The organism is uncultured Winogradskyella sp. (genome assembly GCF_947498005.1).
In the GTDB taxonomy this organism is placed as follows: Bacteria; Bacteroidota; Bacteroidia; order Flavobacteriales; family Flavobacteriaceae; genus Winogradskyella.
This window is the reverse complement of sequence record NZ_CANMIW010000011.1, coordinates 22,203-41,020: the sequence shown is the minus strand read 5'-3', so window position 1 is coordinate 41,020 and position 18,818 is coordinate 22,203. Positions and strand designations below refer to the sequence as shown.

Annotated in this window: 14 protein-coding genes; 9 read left to right on the top strand and 5 right to left on the bottom strand. The window is 32.6% G+C overall.

The window, feature by feature from the left end; genetic code table 11:
- Positions 1-57: 57 nt before the first annotated feature.
- The 3 genes from Q0891_RS16090 to Q0891_RS16080 all read right to left on the bottom strand — a co-directional run bounded on the left by Q0891_RS16090 (position 58) and on the right by Q0891_RS16080 (position 4,399).
- Positions 58-1,158, bottom strand: coding sequence for a glycosyltransferase family 2 protein (locus Q0891_RS16090; RefSeq protein ID WP_299103323.1), 1,101 nt, complete (start codon positions 1,156-1,158; stop codon positions 58-60).
- Between the two features lie 7 nt (positions 1,159-1,165).
- A complete protein-coding gene (gene recR / locus Q0891_RS16085) occupies positions 1,166-1,783 on the bottom strand; it encodes a recombination mediator RecR (RefSeq protein WP_299103321.1) in 618 nt (205 codons plus the stop codon).
- Positions 1,784-1,864: 81 nt separating this feature from the next.
- Complete coding sequence (locus Q0891_RS16080) at positions 1,865-4,399, bottom strand: T9SS type A sorting domain-containing protein (RefSeq protein ID WP_299103319.1); 2,535 nt, start codon at positions 4,397-4,399, stop codon at positions 1,865-1,867.
- Between the two features lie 77 nt (positions 4,400-4,476).
- On the opposite strand from Q0891_RS16080, the gene Q0891_RS16075 reads away from it, so the two are divergent.
- Entirely contained in the window at positions 4,477-6,009 is a 1,533-nt protein-coding gene (locus Q0891_RS16075; RefSeq protein ID WP_299103317.1) for a sodium:solute symporter, read from the top strand.
- Here Q0891_RS16075 and Q0891_RS16070 read toward each other — a convergent pair.
- Complete coding sequence (locus Q0891_RS16070) at positions 6,006-6,368, bottom strand: CoA-binding protein (RefSeq protein ID WP_299103315.1); 363 nt, start codon at positions 6,366-6,368, stop codon at positions 6,006-6,008. The genes Q0891_RS16075 and Q0891_RS16070 overlap by 4 nt on opposite strands.
- A gap of 90 nt (positions 6,369-6,458) precedes the next feature.
- Here Q0891_RS16070 and Q0891_RS16065 point away from each other — a divergent pair, with 90 nt between their 5' ends.
- Positions 6,459-8,903, top strand: a complete 2,445-nt coding sequence (locus Q0891_RS16065) for an outer membrane beta-barrel family protein (protein WP_299103313.1) — start codon at positions 6,459-6,461, stop codon at positions 8,901-8,903.
- A 305-nt stretch (positions 8,904-9,208) separates the two neighbouring features.
- On the opposite strand, the gene Q0891_RS16060 is transcribed toward Q0891_RS16065, so the two are convergent.
- Entirely contained in the window at positions 9,209-10,219 is a 1,011-nt protein-coding gene (locus Q0891_RS16060; RefSeq protein ID WP_299103310.1) for a 3-oxoacyl-ACP synthase III family protein, read from the bottom strand.
- Between the two features lie 170 nt (positions 10,220-10,389).
- On the opposite strand from Q0891_RS16060, the gene htpG reads away from it, so the two are divergent.
- From htpG to Q0891_RS16025, 7 genes are all read left to right on the top strand, one after another.
- Positions 10,390-12,300, top strand: coding sequence for a molecular chaperone HtpG (gene htpG, locus Q0891_RS16055; protein WP_299103308.1), 1,911 nt, complete (start codon positions 10,390-10,392; stop codon positions 12,298-12,300).
- A gap of 124 nt (positions 12,301-12,424) precedes the next feature.
- Complete coding sequence (locus tag Q0891_RS16050) at positions 12,425-14,080, top strand: serine hydrolase (protein WP_299103306.1); 1,656 nt, start codon at positions 12,425-12,427, stop codon at positions 14,078-14,080.
- 149 nt (positions 14,081-14,229) lie between these two features.
- The gene (locus Q0891_RS16045; RefSeq protein WP_299103304.1) at positions 14,230-14,802 is read left to right on the top strand and encodes a Crp/Fnr family transcriptional regulator; all 573 of its coding nucleotides are present in this window, start codon (positions 14,230-14,232) and stop codon (positions 14,800-14,802) included.
- Between the two features lie 151 nt (positions 14,803-14,953).
- Positions 14,954-15,589 (top strand): MOSC domain-containing protein, encoded by a 636-nt coding sequence (locus tag Q0891_RS16040; protein WP_299103303.1) that lies wholly within the window; start codon positions 14,954-14,956, stop codon positions 15,587-15,589.
- Between the two features lie 23 nt (positions 15,590-15,612).
- Positions 15,613-16,410: a class I SAM-dependent methyltransferase gene (locus Q0891_RS16035; RefSeq protein WP_299103301.1), complete on the top strand. Its 798-nt coding sequence runs from the start codon at positions 15,613-15,615 to the stop codon at positions 16,408-16,410.
- 36 nt (positions 16,411-16,446) lie between these two features.
- Complete coding sequence (gene rlmF / locus Q0891_RS16030) at positions 16,447-17,406, top strand: 23S rRNA (adenine(1618)-N(6))-methyltransferase RlmF (protein ID WP_299103387.1); 960 nt, start codon at positions 16,447-16,449, stop codon at positions 17,404-17,406.
- 113 nt (positions 17,407-17,519) lie between these two features.
- The gene (locus Q0891_RS16025; protein WP_299103386.1) at positions 17,520-18,755 is read left to right on the top strand and encodes a DEAD/DEAH box helicase; all 1,236 of its coding nucleotides are present in this window, start codon (positions 17,520-17,522) and stop codon (positions 18,753-18,755) included.
- Positions 18,756-18,818: the final 63 nt, after the last annotated feature.

The window sequence follows — 18,818 nt, the reverse complement described above, 5'->3', positions numbered from 1 at the left end:
ATTGCAAAATTAATAAAAAAACATATCAATAACTGATTTTTATTCAATAATTACAACCTAGAAATGTAACACTTCACCTCTATTTGTAGCGCTATCACTTCCGAGGATAAATTTACTGCTTTTTGGCATAAATCTAAAAACAATCTTTTCTTGTTTAGATTTCTCTTTCATATCATTAAAAACCTCAGTCGTTTTAAACAAATTTAAATCGTATATTAAGGTGCTTTTGCCTTTTACATTTCCAGCAATTGAGTCCATTACTTCAATTGGCTTAGGCAATTGATTCTCTAAGGTTTGACTAATTGATTTGGCATACAGATAAGTTCTGTCTGAGCTATAATTTAATGACTTTTGTGGTTTTCTTGTAACTCGCGCCATCTTAATACCTAACCAAACTATAAAATTAAAAAGCATGTTCTGCTTAAAATGCTTTTTATAAAAAATCTGCATTGCACCATAGAATCGCTTAGCGTATTTTGCATCTTTAAAAGTGCTTTCACCTTTAAAATGAATGACTGTAGTCTCTCCAAAGTAATAATTATCGTAGCCTGCTTTTTTGATTTTGTATGATAAATCGATGTCTTCTCCATACATAAAATAAGATTCGTCAAAACCTTTAACCGCTTCATAAACCTCTTTTTTCAGCCACATAAATGCACCTACTAAGATATCAACTTTACCAGTTTTATCACTGTCTATATTATTTGCATAATAATCATCGACTTTACCAAGAACCTTTTTTAATGCTACCTTAGGCGTTGGTACATTACGTTTACTTTCTGGAAGATAATTCCCTGTTCCGTCTATAAGTTGACATCCAACAATACCTAGATTTTGCTTTGCGTTAGAAAATTTTAAAAGTTTTATAAAAGTGTTTTCTGCAACAATAGTATCTGGATTAAGAATACAAAGATATTCACCTTTCGCCTCAGCCACACCAATATTGTTACCTTTTGAGAAACCTGAGTTCTCTTTATTTTCAATTAGCTTTATTGAAGGAAACAGTTGCTTAACCATTTCACAACTATCATCTGAAGAATTGTTGTCTATGACTATAATCTCCGCATCAATACTAGCAATGGCCACTTCAACACTTTTTAGACACGCCTCTAAAAAATAGCGTACATTATAGTTTAGTATGACAACCGATAACTTCAAATATTGTTTAAGATTTTAGTGACGTCTCAAATGGTACACGGTCTATAATACTGCGACCTAATGTAACTTCATCTGTATATTCTAATTCATTACCAGCCGCAACACCTCTAGCAATGGTTGACGTAGAAACATTATAACCTTGAATTTGTCTGAAGATATAGAAGTTAGTAGTATCACCTTCCATGGTTGGACTCATAGCAAAAATTAATTCTTTTACTTTGCCTTCTTTTACTTTCTCTACCAATGATGATATATTTAAATCTTGAGGACCAATCCCATCCATAGGAGAAATTTTACCACCTAAAACATGATATAGACCTTTGAATGAACTTGTGTTTTCTACAGCCATTACATCTCTTATATCCTCTACCACGCAAATAAGCTCGCTATTCCGATTAGGATTTTCACAAATTTCACATAGAATTTTGTCACTAATATTATGGCAAGATTTACAAAAATTAATCTCGGCCCTTACCTTAGAAATTGCATTTGCTAATTGAAACGTTTGACTTTCTGGCTGACGTAATAAATGTAATACTAAACGCAATGCAGTTCGCTTGCCAATACCTGGTAATTGAGATACCTCATTGACTGCATTTTCTAAGAGTTTTGATGAAAATTCCATGAGTGCAAAGGTAAAGTTTTTTAGGCACAAAAATGTGATTGATTACGCCTTGCAAACTTAAATTTCACTATTTAAATACCTTTATTTTATAATTAGCTTTTTAGTCAGTGCGCCTTTTGTAGAATTTAATTTCACAAAATAAACACCCGTTTCTAAGGCTGACGTTTCAATTTTATAACCATTAGATAAATCTGTTGCTTTAGAATAGAATACTAATTTCCCTAAAGAATTATAAATTCTAACAGCAACTGTTTCTCCTGACTTCCATTTTAAGTTCACTGCACTAGAAGCAGGATTTGGAAACATGGCTAATTCATCCATTTCAAAAGAATCGTTGCTCAGTGATTCTTGATATAAGTTAGTTCGCCATAAACCTCTACCATATGTGGCAGCATACAACTTACCTTCTAAATGATTAATTTCTAATTCGTTTATTCTAACATTTGGTAATCCGTTATTAAATAATGTCCAAGAATCACCAATGGTGTTATCTGTATAATAGACACCATAATTCATACCAACATATAGACCATCCGAGGAACCTGTTTGCCATGCAACTGCCTGAGATGAAAAATTAGGCAAATCCCATTTTATGGATGTCCAAGACACTCCATTATCACTACTGACATACACCTTTTGATTATTAGTAGTTGCTATTGCTAATTTGTCAGGGTTTTCAGGATGAACAGCAATACTATTAATTTGTCCACCTCCTAAATTAGCCGTCGATTGCATCCAATTAGCACCTCCATCTAATGAATACCAAAATGCACCATTTATAGATAAATACAATTTATTACTATCGGTCGGAGCTATCTTAAAGTGATCTATATCACTTGAAAAATTTTGAGAAATAGACACCCAATTTTGCCCTCCGTCTATTGACTTATAAACTTCATCAAATGCACAATAAATTACATCTTGTAAAATTGGATCTTGCTCAAATGGCACTACCCAATTCCAATTAGAATCGCCTCCTTTATCATCTGGTTGTGTTAAATACGTAATGTTAGAACCTCCATTAAAACTCTTTACAAAAGATCCATATTGAGACGTACCATAGATAATTTGAGTATTGTTTTTATCTACAAATCCTTCCATGCCATCTGCTCCCCACCAATCTGTCCAATTACCATTTGCACCTAAAACTGAAGACCCATTGTCTTGAGAACCTCCTGTAACAACAACTGGTGTGGTTTGACTTATACCAATTTTATAGAATTGTCTAATCCCTAAACCAGCCGTTAAATCCGTATAATAGGTACTATTCACAACGGTTGGGTTATCAGCTTTATAAATGCCGCCATCTGAACCTACAAACAACTTAACATTTGCACCAGAACCTACAAACTCTAACAAATCTACATCTGCATGGCAATAACCAATGTTTTGATTATTGGCATTATTTGGTGTCCACTGAGAAGAAATATTAAAATTTAAACCTCCATCGGTTGATCGCCATGTATTAATTCCTGCTATATGAACATCATTTACATCATTAGGATTTACAGCTATAGCCATATCTCTTGGTGCTTGACCACTATCGTCAACACCTGCTGTATCGTAACCAAAATAATTTCTTCCGTCATGATTTAATTTTGTAAAACTACTTCCATTATCAGTTGATTTATACAAGGCACCAAATTTTCCACTTTCGGCTTCTAATACATATACTACTAATGGGTCATTTAGAGAAACACCAATCATTTTTGGACCAGAACTAAACTGATTTGGTGATACACCATCAACTTTTGTAAAACTAGTACCTCCATTTGAAGACACATAAAAACTACTTCCCGAAGCATAAACTACACTTGGATCGTTTGGTTTAAATCTAACATCATAACCATTTGACACACCAGCAAAGTAAATTGAACTCCAATTTTGTCCTCCATCAGTAGATTTATACAAACCACTACCTTGAGAACTGCAATACATAATTGAAGGATCTGTTGGGTGGATTAAAATTTTATTTACCGTTCCACCAGAAACAGAGCCATGTAACGTCCATGTAGCACCACCATCTTCAGATTTAAAAATTGAACCGTTAGTCGTTCCCCAATAATAATGAGAACTATTATTTGGGTCAATAGCTAAAGCATATACATCTATGTTTGCTAAATCATCGGTTAGTACTGTCCATGTTGTTCCGCCATCTAAACTTTTCCAAACACCACCAGTTACACTACCTACAATTATATGATCTAAATTACTTTCATCTACGGAAACTGAGGTAATTCTACCAACACCAGGATTATAACCTGAAGTTGCATTCCAATACGTTGGTCCCATTTCTTCCCAAGATCCCACAACAGTTTTTGCAATAAACCCTTCATTATTTATATTAGAGTTATAAGTATTTAACTCATTGAAATAAAACTCTGGTGTTTCTAGCATACCATTTTCATTCATAGCGCGTTCTGCAAAATATTGCCAACGTCTAAACGGTTTATAACCTTTGCCTCGTTCTCTACCGACCGAATCAAAATGACTTTCAGCTACAGTTACAATATCTTCAACTGTATGAGTTCCTTCGGCTATAAGTTCTTTAAAATCTTGTGCAATCAAAACACAACAGAACATGGAAAATACGGATAGGAAAGTATATTTTTTCATAAAAATTTAATTTTTCAAGCATTCTATTTTACCAAATGTACTACTTTTCAAAAATATTACCACTAATTCAATTTACCATGTCTCCTATATCCATTTTAATATTAATTGCTTGTTACTTCGGGTTACTAATTTTAATTTCCTATTTCACTGGTAAAGAAGATTCTAATGCCGCTTTTTTTAAAGCCAATAAATCTGCACCTTGGTATTTAGTCGCTTTTGGGATGATTGGAGCTTCTTTATCTGGCGTAACTTTTATTTCAGTTCCAGGTTTAGTGAAGGGCCAAGAATTTGCCTATATGCAAGGCGTATTTGGTTTTTTTGTTGGTTATTTGATTGTTGCTTTCGTTTTGATTCCGCTGTATTACCGTTTAAATGTGACATCTATTTATCAATATTTAGAAGAACGTTTTGGTATAGTAAGTTATAAAACTGGTGCATTTTTCTTTTTACTCTCACGTGTCACTGGTGCTGCTTTTAGGTTGTATTTAGTTGCGCTATCTATGCAATATATTGTCTTTAAAAGTTTAGGAGTTCCATTTTGGGTAACAGTGGTTATTTCTATTTTACTTATATGGCTATATACCAATAAAGGTGGTATTAAAACAATTATTTGGACAGACACTTTACAAACCGTTGCGATGCTAACATCTGTGATTGTCGCTATTATTTTAATTCTGAATAAATTAGATTGGACATTAGCAGAAACATTCACAAAAGAAACGTTTAAAAATAAGAGTCAAGTTTTTTATTTTGATGACATCAACAGTAAAATTAATTTTTGGAAATACTTTATTGGCGGAATATTTATAACCATTGCCATGACAGGTTTAGACCAAGATATGATGCAAAAAAATCTAACTTGTAAAAACGCTAATGAATCTAAAAAGAATATGCTCTCAATGTCAGTTTTACTGGTAATTGTAAATGTAGTTTTCTTAACACTAGGTGCTTTACTTTTTATCTACGCAGATCAGTTTAATGTTACAATTCCTAAATTAGATGGCGTTACCAGAACTGATTTATTATTTCCAGAAATTGCTATGAACCAAGGCTTAGGTAAGGGATTAGCCATAACTTTTATTATTGGCCTAATCGCAGCAGCTTACAGTAGTGCAGATTCTGCATTAACGTCCTTAACTACGTCATTTTCGATAGATTTTTTAAACATTGAAAAGAAACCTATTGAAGATCAAAAACCATTACGTAAAAAGGTTCATATTGCAGTGTCTTTGCTATTGATCATTGTGGTTATTATTTTCAATTCTTTAGAAGGCAGTGTCGTAAGTAACCTTTTTAAATTCGCCACTTTTACTTACGGACCATTACTAGGACTTTTTGCTTTCGGTATTTTAACTAAAACTTCTATTAAAGATAAATATGTATGGGTAGTTGGCTTAGTTTCTATCCTATTAACCTATTGCGTTACGCTTATACCAACTTATTTAGCCTACAGTCAAAGATTATCTATAGAGAATTGTACCAAGTCTGCTTGGGAATGTGCTGCTATATATGCCCAGAATAATTATTACAATTTCCATTGGGAGATATTACCATTAAATGGTTTAATTACTTTCTTAGGGCTTCTAATAATTTCAAAAAGAAAAAATTAATATTGATCTGTCGCTAATAGTACTAGCGTACAAGCTACTTCAAATTCAATGGAATTTTGTTTCAAAAGATTATAGAATTCAGGGTTTTCTGTTCCTGGATTAAAAATGACACGCAATGGTTTTAAATTTATGATATAATCGTAGTAGGATTTTTGACGCATAGGATTTAGATATAATGTTACAGTATCTAAATCTACATATGGCATTAATTCAGTATCAATTGTTACATCCTCAACGTCACCCTTTCGTAACCCAAGTGCTTTCACGTTATGATTGTATTGTCTTAATTTTCTAATAGCTCTATTTGAGTAACGTTGTGGCTTTAAAGATGCGCCAATAACTAATGTGGTTTTGTTCATAATGTTAAAATGATGTTAACGTAAATAATTTGAGTAACATACTGTAAAGTTAGTCGTCTATTCTATAACAAACTATCAAAATCAATCAAAATGAAATCAATTATGCTTCTCTGCATGCTCTTATTTTCGGTAATAGCATCAGCCCAACCCAATTCTAATGACGATATAAGAAACGGTTCTGTATATGGACGCGTTATAGACGCGCAACTTAATGAGCCATTACCATATGTAAACGTGGTTATAAAAGACAATAACAATAAAATAATTACAGGTGGTATCACTAAAGACGACGGAACATTTGAAATTGAAAATATACCTGAAGGTACAATTATTGTATCCATTCAATTTGTTGGTTTTAAAACAATAAATAATAACGTTACTCTCGGAAAAGGAAATTATAAAGTTAATCTTGGAGATATTAAACTCGAAGAAGAATCTACAGGTTTAGATGAAGTGACCATTGTTGCAGATGTCTCTACAATTCAACAAAAAGTAGATCGTAAGGTCATCACTATTGGTAAAGATTTGCAAACCGCTGGAGCTACGGCTAGTGAACTGATGAACAATTTACCATCAGTTAGTGTAGACCAACAGACAGGATCAATAAGCTTGCGTGGCAACCAAAATGTTAGGGTCATGGTAGACGGCAAACTTTCTAATATACCTGCTGATCAATTGCTAAAACAGATTCCATCAAACTCTATAAAAAGTGTTGAATTAATCACAAATCCTTCTGCTAAATATAATCCTGAAGGTATGAGTGGTATAATTAATATTGTACTTCATAAAAACACTAAAATTGGTTTTAATGGTAATATTAATGTTGGTTTAGCTCATGATATTGAAGCTAAATTCAATAGCTCTATCGATGCTAATTACCGTAACGGGAAAATTAACTTTTATGGCTCATATGGAAATAACATTAGGAGAAACGTAAACTACGGTTACATAAATAGAATAGAACAAGACATTCAACAAAATTTTGATATTCTTAATGACAACAAATCTCATTTATTTAAAATTGGACTGGATTATTACCTAAACGATAAAAACACGATTTCAATATTTACAAATCAAAATATTTTTAATGGAGAAACTAATGTTAACTCTAATATTGCTTATTTATTTAACAATGCACTTGATGAATCTCAATACTTAAGTGGCATAAACGAAAACGATTCTCAACAGTACAACTTTAATTATAAGCATGATTTTGATAAAGAAGGTCATAATATAGAATTAGAAGTTGATCATAATATTTATGAAGGTTTGGTGGATAACAGTAATGTGTTTTTTAGCTCTCAACGTCCAGATTTTATAGAAGATACTGATATTGATAGAAATAGTACAACTGTTAATTTAGATTATGTTAATCCATTATCAGAGTCTGTAAAATTTGAATTGGGATTACAAGCACGTTTATTTGACACCAGCATCTTTTACGAATCTGATGCAAGAGAACAAAACGAAGCAGGTACATACATACCAACAACAACACTTTTTGATTACACCAGAAATATTTATTCTGCATATGCCACTTATGGTAAAAAGTTAGAAAAATGGAGTTATCAGTTTGGCGTAAGGGCAGAAACTGTAAATGTAGATTCTGATGCCTTTAAAAAAGATTTAGATTCTAGTGAAGAATTAAATATTCCTTTTACAAATGATTATTTTGAATTATATCCATCTGCATTTGTAACCTATTCACCCTCTGAGAAAAACTCGTATCAATTTAGTTATAGTAGACGTATAGATAGACCAGGAATAGGACAAGTAAACCCATTACCTAATTGGAGCACACCATTAATTTCAGAATTTGGAAATCAAGAATTACGTCCTCAATTTACTAATTCTATAGAAACAAACTATACTAGACAATTTGAAAAAGGGAGTATTACGGCAGGTGTATTCTTCAGAATTATTGAAGACGAAATTCAACAAGCTATCTTAATTGACAGAACTGATGTTAACCGTTTAATATTTACCAATTTAAACTTTGACAATACTACGTCTTACGGTATAGAAGTATCTTCAAATTACAGACCTACAAAATGGTGGAGCGTAAATGCTAGTTTTGATTTGTATTCGCAAACACAAAAGAGTTTAGCTGAATCTTTTGACACCAACCAAGACATTGTTTTAAATACAGTTGAAGTCGATAATATAGCTTGGAGTGCCAGAGCATTCAATAATTTTAAAGTGAGTAAGAGTCTTAGTTTTTCTGCATTTGGAATGTACCGCTCAAAAAACAAGAATATTCAATTTGAAATGAATGATATGTTAATGGTCAACCTAGGAATGCGCTATAACTTTATGGAAGGCAGAGCCAACTTCAGCTTAAGTTACAACGATATTTTTGATACTATGTATGCAGAATTCGATGGAGAAAGACCTTATGCCCAACGTGGACAGTTTAACTGGGAGAGCCAACAAATTACAACAAGCTTATCGTACCGTTTTGGTGGAGGAAAGTACAGAGCAAAATCGCGTAAACAAAGAGATAATGATGTAAAGCAAGATGGTGGCATGTTTTAAGATAGTATTTAATAGTTGACAAAAATGTTGATGGTTAGTGTTAGAACTCAACTATTAAATCAAGAAAATCCTGAGGGTCTTTGGACATATCAGGATTTTTGTTAAATACAAGTTAAATGTAATATTCATTGAAATAAAATGGCAATTATTACGTCTTCATTATTATAAGTTTTTTTTATCATGGGAATTATAAACTTAGTTTATAATAGTGATTAGTTAAGGTTGGTTAATAGCGAAAAAGCCCAAACAGACATTCTGCTTGGGCTTTTTTATACTTAAAATTCTAACTTAATTAGAACAATCTACTACCATTTAATAATCACGCTTCCCCAAGTAAAACCACTACCAAAGGCAGCTAACACAACCGTATCACCTTCTTTTACTTTTCCTTCTTCCCAAGCTTCCGTTAACGCAATTGGGATGGATGCAGCAGTAGTATTTCCATACTTCTGGATATTATTAAATACCTGGTCGTCATTTAACTTAAACTTGCGTTGTATAAATTGTGCAATACGCAAATTCGCTTGGTGCGGAATTAGCATATCTATATCATCAACCTGTAATTCATTTTTCATTAACCCTTCCATAATGACTTCACTAAAACGAACAACCGCATTTTTAAATACAAATTGCCCATTCATATATGGAAAATAACTTTCGTCATTAGGATCGTTTGCAGCCAAAATATCATTTACCCAACGTTTACCCATTCCTGGAGCAACCAACACTAACTCTTCTGCATGCTCACCTTGAGAATGTAAATGTGTAGACAAAATACCTTTATTCGTATCTTCTTCTCTAGTTAAAACAGCAGCGCCTGCACCATCTCCAAATATAACAGAAACGCCTCGTCCTCTCGTGGTTTTATCTAATCCATGAGAATGCAATTCACTGCCTATGACAAGAATGTTTTTATACATTCCTGTTTTAATAAAATTATCTGCTACAGAAATGGCATATACAAAACCAGAACATTGGTTACGTACATCTAAAGCACCAACAGTTTTTATATCTAAAGCATGTTGTACTTGTACGCCTGGACCTGGAAAATACATATCAGGACTTAGTGTCGCAAAAATGATAAAATCAATATCGTCTTTATCTAATCCTGAGCGCTCAATAGCAATTTTCGCTGCTTTCACTCCCATTGTAGCTGTAGTGTCTCCACTACCCTTTTCTACCCAACGACGTTCTTTAATACCAGTGCGTTCTTGAATCCACTCATCATTAGTGTCCATCATTTTTGATAGATCATCATTAGTGACAACATTATCTGGCACATATTTGCCTAAGCCTATTATTTTTGAATTGTACATAGTTATTATTTAGTACTGCAATTTAATATTTAAGATACGATTACCATTTATTAGAATTTACATTCGTTATGCACGCATAGTACTTGTGTCAGTTTGTCACTTTTTAAGTCTTGGTATTTTATTTGACTATAGCTAAATATTAAAATTAATAATACAAAAAACTATATATCATGACAAAAGGAAGTATTAATGTATCGGTAGAGAACATCTTTCCGCTTATTAAAAAATTCTTATACAGTGATCACGAAATATTTTTACGTGAGCTTATTAGTAATGGTACAGATGCCACACTAAAATTAAAACACCTTACCAGTATTGGTGAATCTAAATCTGAGTACGGAAATCCACAGATTGAAGTAAAGATTGATAAAGAAGGTAAAAAGCTTCATATCATTGATCAAGGATTAGGTATGACAGCTGAAGAAGTTGAAAAATACATTAACCAAGTTGCCTTTTCTGGTGCTGAAGAATTTTTAGACAAGTACAAAGATTCTGCACAAGATTCTGGAATCATTGGCCATTTTGGTCTTGGTTTCTATTCTGCTTTTATGGTTGCGGAGAAAGTTGAAATCATTACAAAATCTCACACAGGAGCAGATGCTGCACATTGGACGTGTGATGGTTCTCCAGAATTTACTTTAGAAAAATCTGATAAAGAATCTAGAGGAACAGAGATCATTCTTCATATCGCAGAAGATTCTACAGAGTTTTTAGAAGAGTCTAGAATCAGTGAATTACTTAATAAGTATAACAAGTTTATGCCTATTCCAATTAAATTTGGAACTAAGGAAATTAACGATCCAGATTTCACGCCAAAAACAATAAAGGATGCTGACGGTAAAGAAACAACTGAGCCACATAAGCAAATTACGGTAGATAGTATAATCAACAACCCTAATCCGGCTTGGACAAAACAACCATCAGAATTAAAAGATGAGGATTACAGTGGTTTCTATAGAGAATTGTACCCAATGCAGTTTGAAGAGCCATTATTTAACATTCACCTTAATGTAGATTATCCATTCAACTTAACAGGGATTTTATATTTCCCTAAGATGACGAATGATATGAACATGCAGAAGGATAAAATTCAATTATACCAAAACCAAGTTTTCGTAACTGATAATGTTGAAGGTATTGTTCCTGAATTTTTAACAATGCTACGAGGTGTTATTGATTCTCCAGATATTCCATTAAACGTATCTCGTTCTTACTTACAAGCAGATGGTGCAGTTAAGAAAATTTCATCTTACATTACACGTAAAGTTGCAGATAAATTAAAATCTTTATTTAACGCCAATCGCGAAGATTTTGAAGCAAAATGGGATGATATTAAGATCGTTATTGAATACGGAATGCTTTCTGAAGAAAAATTCTTTGAAAAAGCAGATGCATTTGCACTTTACCCAACAGTAGATGGTAAATTCTTTACGTATGACGAATTATTCAACAAGATTAAAGCAAACCAAACTGACAAGGATGGTAAACTTGTAATCCTTTACGCTTCAAATAAAGATCAGCAACACTCTTATATCGAAGCTGCTAAAGCTAAAGGCTATGAAGTATTGATGTTAGACTCTCCTATTGTTTCGCATTTAATTCAGAAATTAGAGTCTACTAAAGAAAATATTTCTTTTGCTAGAGTTGATGGTGATCATATTGACAATTTAATTAAGAAAGACGAAAACACAATTTCTAAATTAACAGATGAGCAACAAACAGAATTAGATACACTTTTAAAGGAAGTAATTCCTTCTGAAAAATTCTCAATTCAGTTAGAAGCTATGGATAGCGATGCGTCTCCATTTATTATTACACAACCAGAATTTATGCGTAGAATGAAAGAAATGCAGCAGACTGGTGGAGGCGGAATGAATATGTTTGGTAACATGCCAGAAATTCATAACCTTATCGTTAACACAAACTCTGAATTAGTTGGCGAAATATTAGGCACTAAAACGAAGAAGAAACAAGAACGTTTAATTTCTCAAAGTTTAGATTTAGCACGTTTATCTCAAGGGCTTTTAAAAGGCGAAGAGTTAACAAGCTTTATTAAGCGTAGTTATGAGATGATAAAATAATCTCTTTTACTGAACTTGTTTCAGTTTCTTAAATATTTAAAACCACTTTGTTAATTCAAAGTGGTTTTTTTGTAACTTAATCTTCTGAGAATCGTCTTATTAGTATTAATCAATCTTCAGAAAAATGAAAATCAATCAAACTATCTCATTACTCCTTTTAAGTTTTGTATTTACAACAGCAACATTTGCTCAAAACAACACCGCGCAATTCGATGAAATCGTATCTCAATTTTATGATAATCCTGATGCTCCTGGTGCAACAATTTTAGTTGCCAAAAATGGCAAAACCATTTATAAAAAAGCGGTTGGCAAATCGAGTTTAGAACTCAATGTAGATATGGTTCCTGAGAACGTATTTATGTTAGCCTCAATCACTAAACAATTTACGGCCGTAGCCATTTTAATGTTAGAAGAGCAAGGAAAACTAAGTCTCAATGATCCTATTACTAAGTTCATACCAGATTATCCTACGCATGGAAAAACCATTACTGTGCATCATTTACTAAATCATACGTCTGGTATAAAAAGTTATACAGGCATTGGTAATTTATTAGAAGTGGCTAGAAAAGACTTTACTCTAGATGAGTTAATTGATTATTTTAAAAATGAACCCATGGATTTCGATCCAGGCGAAGCTTATCAATATAATAATTCTGGTTATGTATTATTAGGTAAAATCATAGAAGTATTATCTGGAGATACGTATGAAAATTATATTGAGAAAAACATCTTTGAGCGTATTAACATGAATAATTCTAGATATGGAAATAATAGAGAATTAGTTAAAAACAGAGTTGAGGCTTATGAAGAAGAACCTTCTGGTTTTGTTAACGCTAGTTACCTCAGTATGACTATACCTCATGCTGCGGGTTCCTTAACCTCTACTGTAGAAGATATGTTAAAATGGCAAAATGCACTTACTAATAACACATTTATTAAAGCATCAACATTAGAAAAAGCAATTAATGGTTCTAATCTCAATGATGGAGAGCATATTTCTTATGGTTATGGTCTTGGTGAATTTAATTTAAAAGGGTCTAAAGGTTACACGCATAGCGGTGGAATTTTTGGTACTTCTACTAATGGTATATACCTTATTGAAGAAGACCTCTATGTTATTGGTCTTAGTAATTGTAGCTGCAACGATATTGGTGCTGTCACTCAAAGTTTAGCCGCTGCAGCTATCGGCAAACCTTATCCTACAATGAATGATGTGGTCAAAGTTTCTGAGAAAAAGCTAAAACAATGGGTTGGCGCATACGAATTTGAAGATGGAGCTATAAGACATATATTTATGAAGGACGGAAAACTTAGCAGCATGAGAGAATCTGAAACCAACACTGTATTCGAAATTTTCCCATTATCTGAAAACCATTTTATGTTTGAAGAAGGAAATATAGAATATAAATTCTCAAAGACAGCGAACGGAAAACGACAAGCCATTTTCATCACTGACAAGGAAAATATTGGAATAGAAATAGACAAGGCAATGCCTAAAGCCAGAAAAGAAATATCGTTATCTAATGATCTCTTAAAAAAATATATTGGTAAATATGAATTAGCTCCAAATTTTGTTGTGGAGATTACTGTTGAAGACAGCCAAATATTTGGACAAGCTACAGGTCAAGGTAAATTTGAACTTTTCGCAGAAGATGAAACCACGTTTTTTGCTAAGGTAACAGCGCTTAAAGTAAAGTTTAATAAAACTGAAAAAGACGCTATTGAAAGTTTCACACTATATCAAGGCGGACAAGAATCTGTCGCCAAGAAAATTAATTAATTATCAGTCCAAAGAATCAAACAAACCACTTTGTTAATTAAAAGTGGTTTTTTACACTTTGTCTGATAAACCTATTTTTATATCCCACAACGAATTAAACTACTCATTTAAAAGGTTTTACGTAATTTTATATTCATTAAACGATAGTAATGGATTTTACGTACATAAATAAGATTTTTGACGAGCTTAATTTTACAGATGAAGAAATTACGATTGTAAAATCTGTGTTTCGTAAAGTAAAAATTAAAAAAGGGGATATCTTACTAAAAGCAGGTGACCTTGTCAATTATCAATATTATGTTGTAGATGGCTGTATGAGAACCTTTCACGTTGATAAAGAAGGTAAAGAATATACCATTCAATTTGGGATTAGCGATTGGTGGATTAGTGACTACACTGCATTTTTCAGTGGTGGCAAAGCTGTCTTAAACATTGAAGCCATACAAGACTCTACCTTATACAGAATCTCTAGAGAGGATAAAGAATATATGTATTCTAAAATGCCTAAAGTGGATCATTTTTTTAGAATAAAACTCGAAAAAGCCTTTACGGCATTTCAAAAAAGAATTCTAATTAACCTATCAAAACCTGCGAAGGAGCGTTATATTAATTTTATTGAAACGTATCCCAAAATAGAAAAGAGTATCAAAAACTACCATATTGCCTCTTACTTGGGAATAACTACAGAAAGTTTAAGTCGCATTAGAAAAGAATTATCTTAAGACATCGATTTCTTACCATACATCAATATTTAACTTCATTTATAGTTCTATTTTTGCAGTCCTAACAAGGTAATATCCCTTATTACCCTAAGATTAATAGCTGGAGAGCGCAAGTTGTATAGACTTGCGCTTTTTTTGTTTAAATTAGAGCATGAAAGTTATTTCTACAAATATTGCACAACCAATTACCTTCTTATGGAATGGTAATGAAGTGACCACTGGTATATACAAAAAACCCACAGACAGCCCAATTTTTATTGGTAAAGAGCAGGTACATGGTGATGAAGTTTCAGATAAAAAAGTACATGGTGGAGAGTTTAAAGCTTGTTACTTATTTTCTAAAAATCAGTATCCATATTGGCAAAATCTATATCCAAATTTAGATTGGAGCTATGGTATGCTTGGCGAAAATTTAACCATTAGTCATCTTAATGAAAGTGAACTCATTATTGGAGACATTTATAAATTAGGCGAAGCTTTAGTTCAAATTACACAACCAAGAGAACCTTGTTTTAAATTTGCACACAAATTCGGAACCAACGATGTTTTGAAGCAATTTATTGATCATGGTTATTCTGGTACATATGTGAGAGTTTTAGAAGAGGGTTTTGTTAAAAATGGAGATGATTTCAAATTAATAGAACACATACAGGGAAGTATTTCAATTTTCGATTTTTTTAAGTTATTATACACTCGAGATAAAAATAAGGATCATATAAAGTTAATTGAAAATAATGATGCCTTACCGCTTCAGAAAAGACAGCGCTTGCAAAATTTCTTAACATAACATAATAATCAACCATTTAAAAAATGTCAGTTAAATACAATAAAATAGGTGCAAATTATAACGAAACGCGTAAAGCAGACTTGCACTTAACACAGCAATTTATAAAGCATCTTAATCCAAATAAAGATGGTCTATATTTAGACATTGGTTGTGGCACTGGTAATTATACAGACGCGCTTCAAAAAAAAGGGTTTCAATATATTGGTATTGATCCTTCCATTGAAATGCTACAAATAGCACAAGCTCGAAACAAAGCTATAAACTGGAAAATTGGATCTGCTGAAATTACAGGATTATCAAATCAAAGTGTAGATGGTATAGTGGCAACCTTAACTATTCATCATTGGGCCAACTTAACGCGTGCATTTTCAGAATTAGAATACATTTTAAAACCTGAAGGTAAAATAGTAATTTTCACATCTACACCTCAACAAATGAGTGGTTATTGGCTCAATCATTATTTTCCTAAAATGCTTGAAGATTCAATGTTACAAATGCCAAGTTTAGAGATTGTGAAAGAAGCACTTACCAGGTCTGGATTAAGCATAACAAATACAGAAAACTATAGTATAAAACCCGATTTAGAAGATCAATTTTTGTATTGTGGAAAGCAAAATCCAGAATTGTATTTTGATGAGCAGATTAGACATGGTATTTCATCGTTTAGTGCTTTAGCAAATATTAAGGAAGTAGAAAACGGACTCATTTCATTAAGGCATGATATTGATTCTGGAAAAATTAATGAAATCATTGACTCTTATAAAAACGAATTGGGTGACTATTTATATATCATTGCCCAAAAAGAATCAGATAAAGCTTAGTTGATTTATCTTACCTTTGGCCCTAAAATAAGCAACATAGTGCAAAAGAAAAAAACACATCCTAAAGTAAAAACTGAACTTCATCCTAGAAGTAAACATAGAGAACGCTATAATTTTAAAAAACTTATTAAAAGTTCGCCAGAATTAGCTGCCTATGTTGCACCTAATAAATATGGAGACGAATCAATCGATTTTTTTAATCCAGCGGCTGTAAAAGCATTGAATAAAGCGTTATTAATTCATCATTATAAATTACAATATTGGGATATTCCTCAGCATTACCTATGTCCTCCAATTCCTGGACGAGCAGATTACATTCATAATATTGCAGATCTTTTACAAGGAAATCAGCCTGAAATACCTCAAGGAATCCATATTAAAGGATTAGATATTGGTGTTGGTGCCAATTGTATTTATCCTATTATCGGTAACCATGAATACGGTTGGTCTTTTATTGGCAGTGATACTGACGAAAATGCCATTACCTCTGCAAAAGATATTGAACAAAAAAATCGCAGATTAAAATCGACCTTAGAAATTAGACGACAAGAAAAATCTAACGACTTCTTCTACAATATTTTAAAACCTGAAGAAAAAGTAGATTTTACGATGTGTAATCCGCCTTTTCATGCGTCTTTAGATGATGCTCAAAAAGCAAGTCTAAAAAAATTAAAAAACCTAAAAGGAAAACGACCAAGCAAGGCCCTTTTAAATTTTGGAGGCCAGCAAAATGAACTTTGGACTAAAGGAGGTGAAGCACGTTTTGTAAAAGATATGATTTACGAAAGCAAACATTTTGGCAAACAATGCTTTTGGTTCACTAGTTTAATTTCTAAAGAAGCAACCTTAAAGCCAACTTACAAGATATTACAAAAAGTAGATGCTACTGATGTTAAAACTATAGAAATGGGACAAGGTAATAAGATTAGTCGCTTTGTTGCTTGGACATTTTTAACAAAAAAAGAACAAAAGGATTGGATTGCTGAACGTTGGTAAAATTAATATTCTAATTTTGTCATTCCGCACTTAATGCAGAATAGACTTTAATCTATACGTTAAAATTGATTCTTGCCTACGAAGGTATTCCAGATAACACAAATACAAAACATATGTCATTTAAAGACTTACATCTCATAAAACCTTTATTAAAAGCCATTGACGCTTCTGGTTACGTAGAGCCTACTCTAGTGCAACAACGCGCTATTCCCTTGGTTTTAGACAAAAAAGATGTAATAGTTTCTGCGCAAACAGGTACAGGAAAAACAGCTGCTTTTGCATTACCAATTTTACAGCAGTTGTTTGATAAACAAGATGCTCCAAAAAAGGGTAAAAAAACTAGAGCTCTGATTGTGAGCCCTACAAGAGAATTGGCTGTTCAGATTCAGCAAAACTTTAAAACGTATGCTCAGTTTACTAACCTACGATCTTTAGTCGTTTTTGGTGGTGCTTCAATTGAACCACAAATTGACGTTTTAAAAAAAGGCGTAGATATTTTAGTAGCAACTCCTGGTCGACTACTCGATTTACACAAACAAGATTATATTAACCTAGATTATATTGAAACCTTTGTTTTAGATGAAGCAGATTTAATGCTTGCTATGGGTTTTATAGATGATGTAAAGAAAATTGATCGTCTTTGTCCTGAAGACAAGCAAACACTATTGTTCTCAGCAACTATTCCGTTTAAGATTGAAGAATTTGCAAAAACCATACTTAAAAACCCAGAACGTATAGATGTTACACCAACACGTTCTGTAGCAAAAGATGTAAGCCAAGTATTGTATTATGTACCTAAACGCAACAAAATTGAATTGTGCTTGCACCTAATGCGTAATACTATAAAAGGTAATGTTTTAATATTTAGACGCACAAAATTTGGTGTTAACAAGCTAGAACAAACTTTGCTTAAAAATGGTTATACAGTGGACAGTATTCATGGCGACAAAGCGCAAAGCGAACGTCAAACAGCGCTTAACAAATTTAAAAACGGATACGTAAAAGTACTAATTGCAACAGATGTTGCAGCACGTGGAATTGATATTAACGAACTCGATAATGTATTTAATTTTGATATGCCAAACGTACCAGAAACCTATGTTCATAGGATAGGGCGAACAGGACGTGCCGGGAATTTGGGTACAGCATATGCTATGTGCTCCGCAGATGAGAAAAGTTACGTAAAAACCATACAGAATGCTATAAACGTACAAATACCTGTTGAAACTGAACATCCTTATCCTTTAGACCCAAAAGCGAAACCTATTGTACACAAAAAACAAGGGAGTAAGTATAAAAAAGGTCGTAAAAGTGAAGCTTCAAAAAAGAAGAAAAAGCGTTGGTATTAATAATTAGATGGTTAGATTAATTAGATTTTTAGAATAAAAAAAAGCACTTAGAATATCTGAGTG

What these genes read in the sequence shown, in the direction of transcription:
- Q0891_RS16025 (WP_299103386.1), top strand. Translation starts at nt 17,520, where the DNA reads ATGTCATTTAAAGACTTACATCTCATAAAACCTTTATTAAAAGCCATT.
- Q0891_RS16070 (WP_299103315.1), bottom strand. Translation starts at nt 6,368, where the DNA reads ATGAACAAAACCACATTAGTTATTGGCGCATCTTTAAAGCCACAACGT.
- Q0891_RS16045 (WP_299103304.1), top strand. Translation starts at nt 14,230, where the DNA reads ATGGATTTTACGTACATAAATAAGATTTTTGACGAGCTTAATTTTACA.
- htpG (WP_299103308.1), top strand. Translation starts at nt 10,390, where the DNA reads ATGACAAAAGGAAGTATTAATGTATCGGTAGAGAACATCTTTCCGCTT.
- recR (WP_299103321.1), bottom strand. Translation starts at nt 1,783, where the DNA reads ATGGAATTTTCATCAAAACTCTTAGAAAATGCAGTCAATGAGGTATCT.
- Q0891_RS16040 (WP_299103303.1), top strand. Translation starts at nt 14,954, where the DNA reads ATGAAAGTTATTTCTACAAATATTGCACAACCAATTACCTTCTTATGG.
- Q0891_RS16035 (WP_299103301.1), top strand. Translation starts at nt 15,613, where the DNA reads ATGTCAGTTAAATACAATAAAATAGGTGCAAATTATAACGAAACGCGT.
- Q0891_RS16060 (WP_299103310.1), bottom strand. Translation starts at nt 10,219, where the DNA reads ATGTACAATTCAAAAATAATAGGCTTAGGCAAATATGTGCCAGATAAT.
- Q0891_RS16065 (WP_299103313.1), top strand. Translation starts at nt 6,459, where the DNA reads ATGAAATCAATTATGCTTCTCTGCATGCTCTTATTTTCGGTAATAGCA.
- Q0891_RS16080 (WP_299103319.1), bottom strand. Translation starts at nt 4,399, where the DNA reads ATGAAAAAATATACTTTCCTATCCGTATTTTCCATGTTCTGTTGTGTT.
- Q0891_RS16075 (WP_299103317.1), top strand. Translation starts at nt 4,477, where the DNA reads ATGTCTCCTATATCCATTTTAATATTAATTGCTTGTTACTTCGGGTTA.
- Q0891_RS16050 (WP_299103306.1), top strand. Translation starts at nt 12,425, where the DNA reads ATGAAAATCAATCAAACTATCTCATTACTCCTTTTAAGTTTTGTATTT.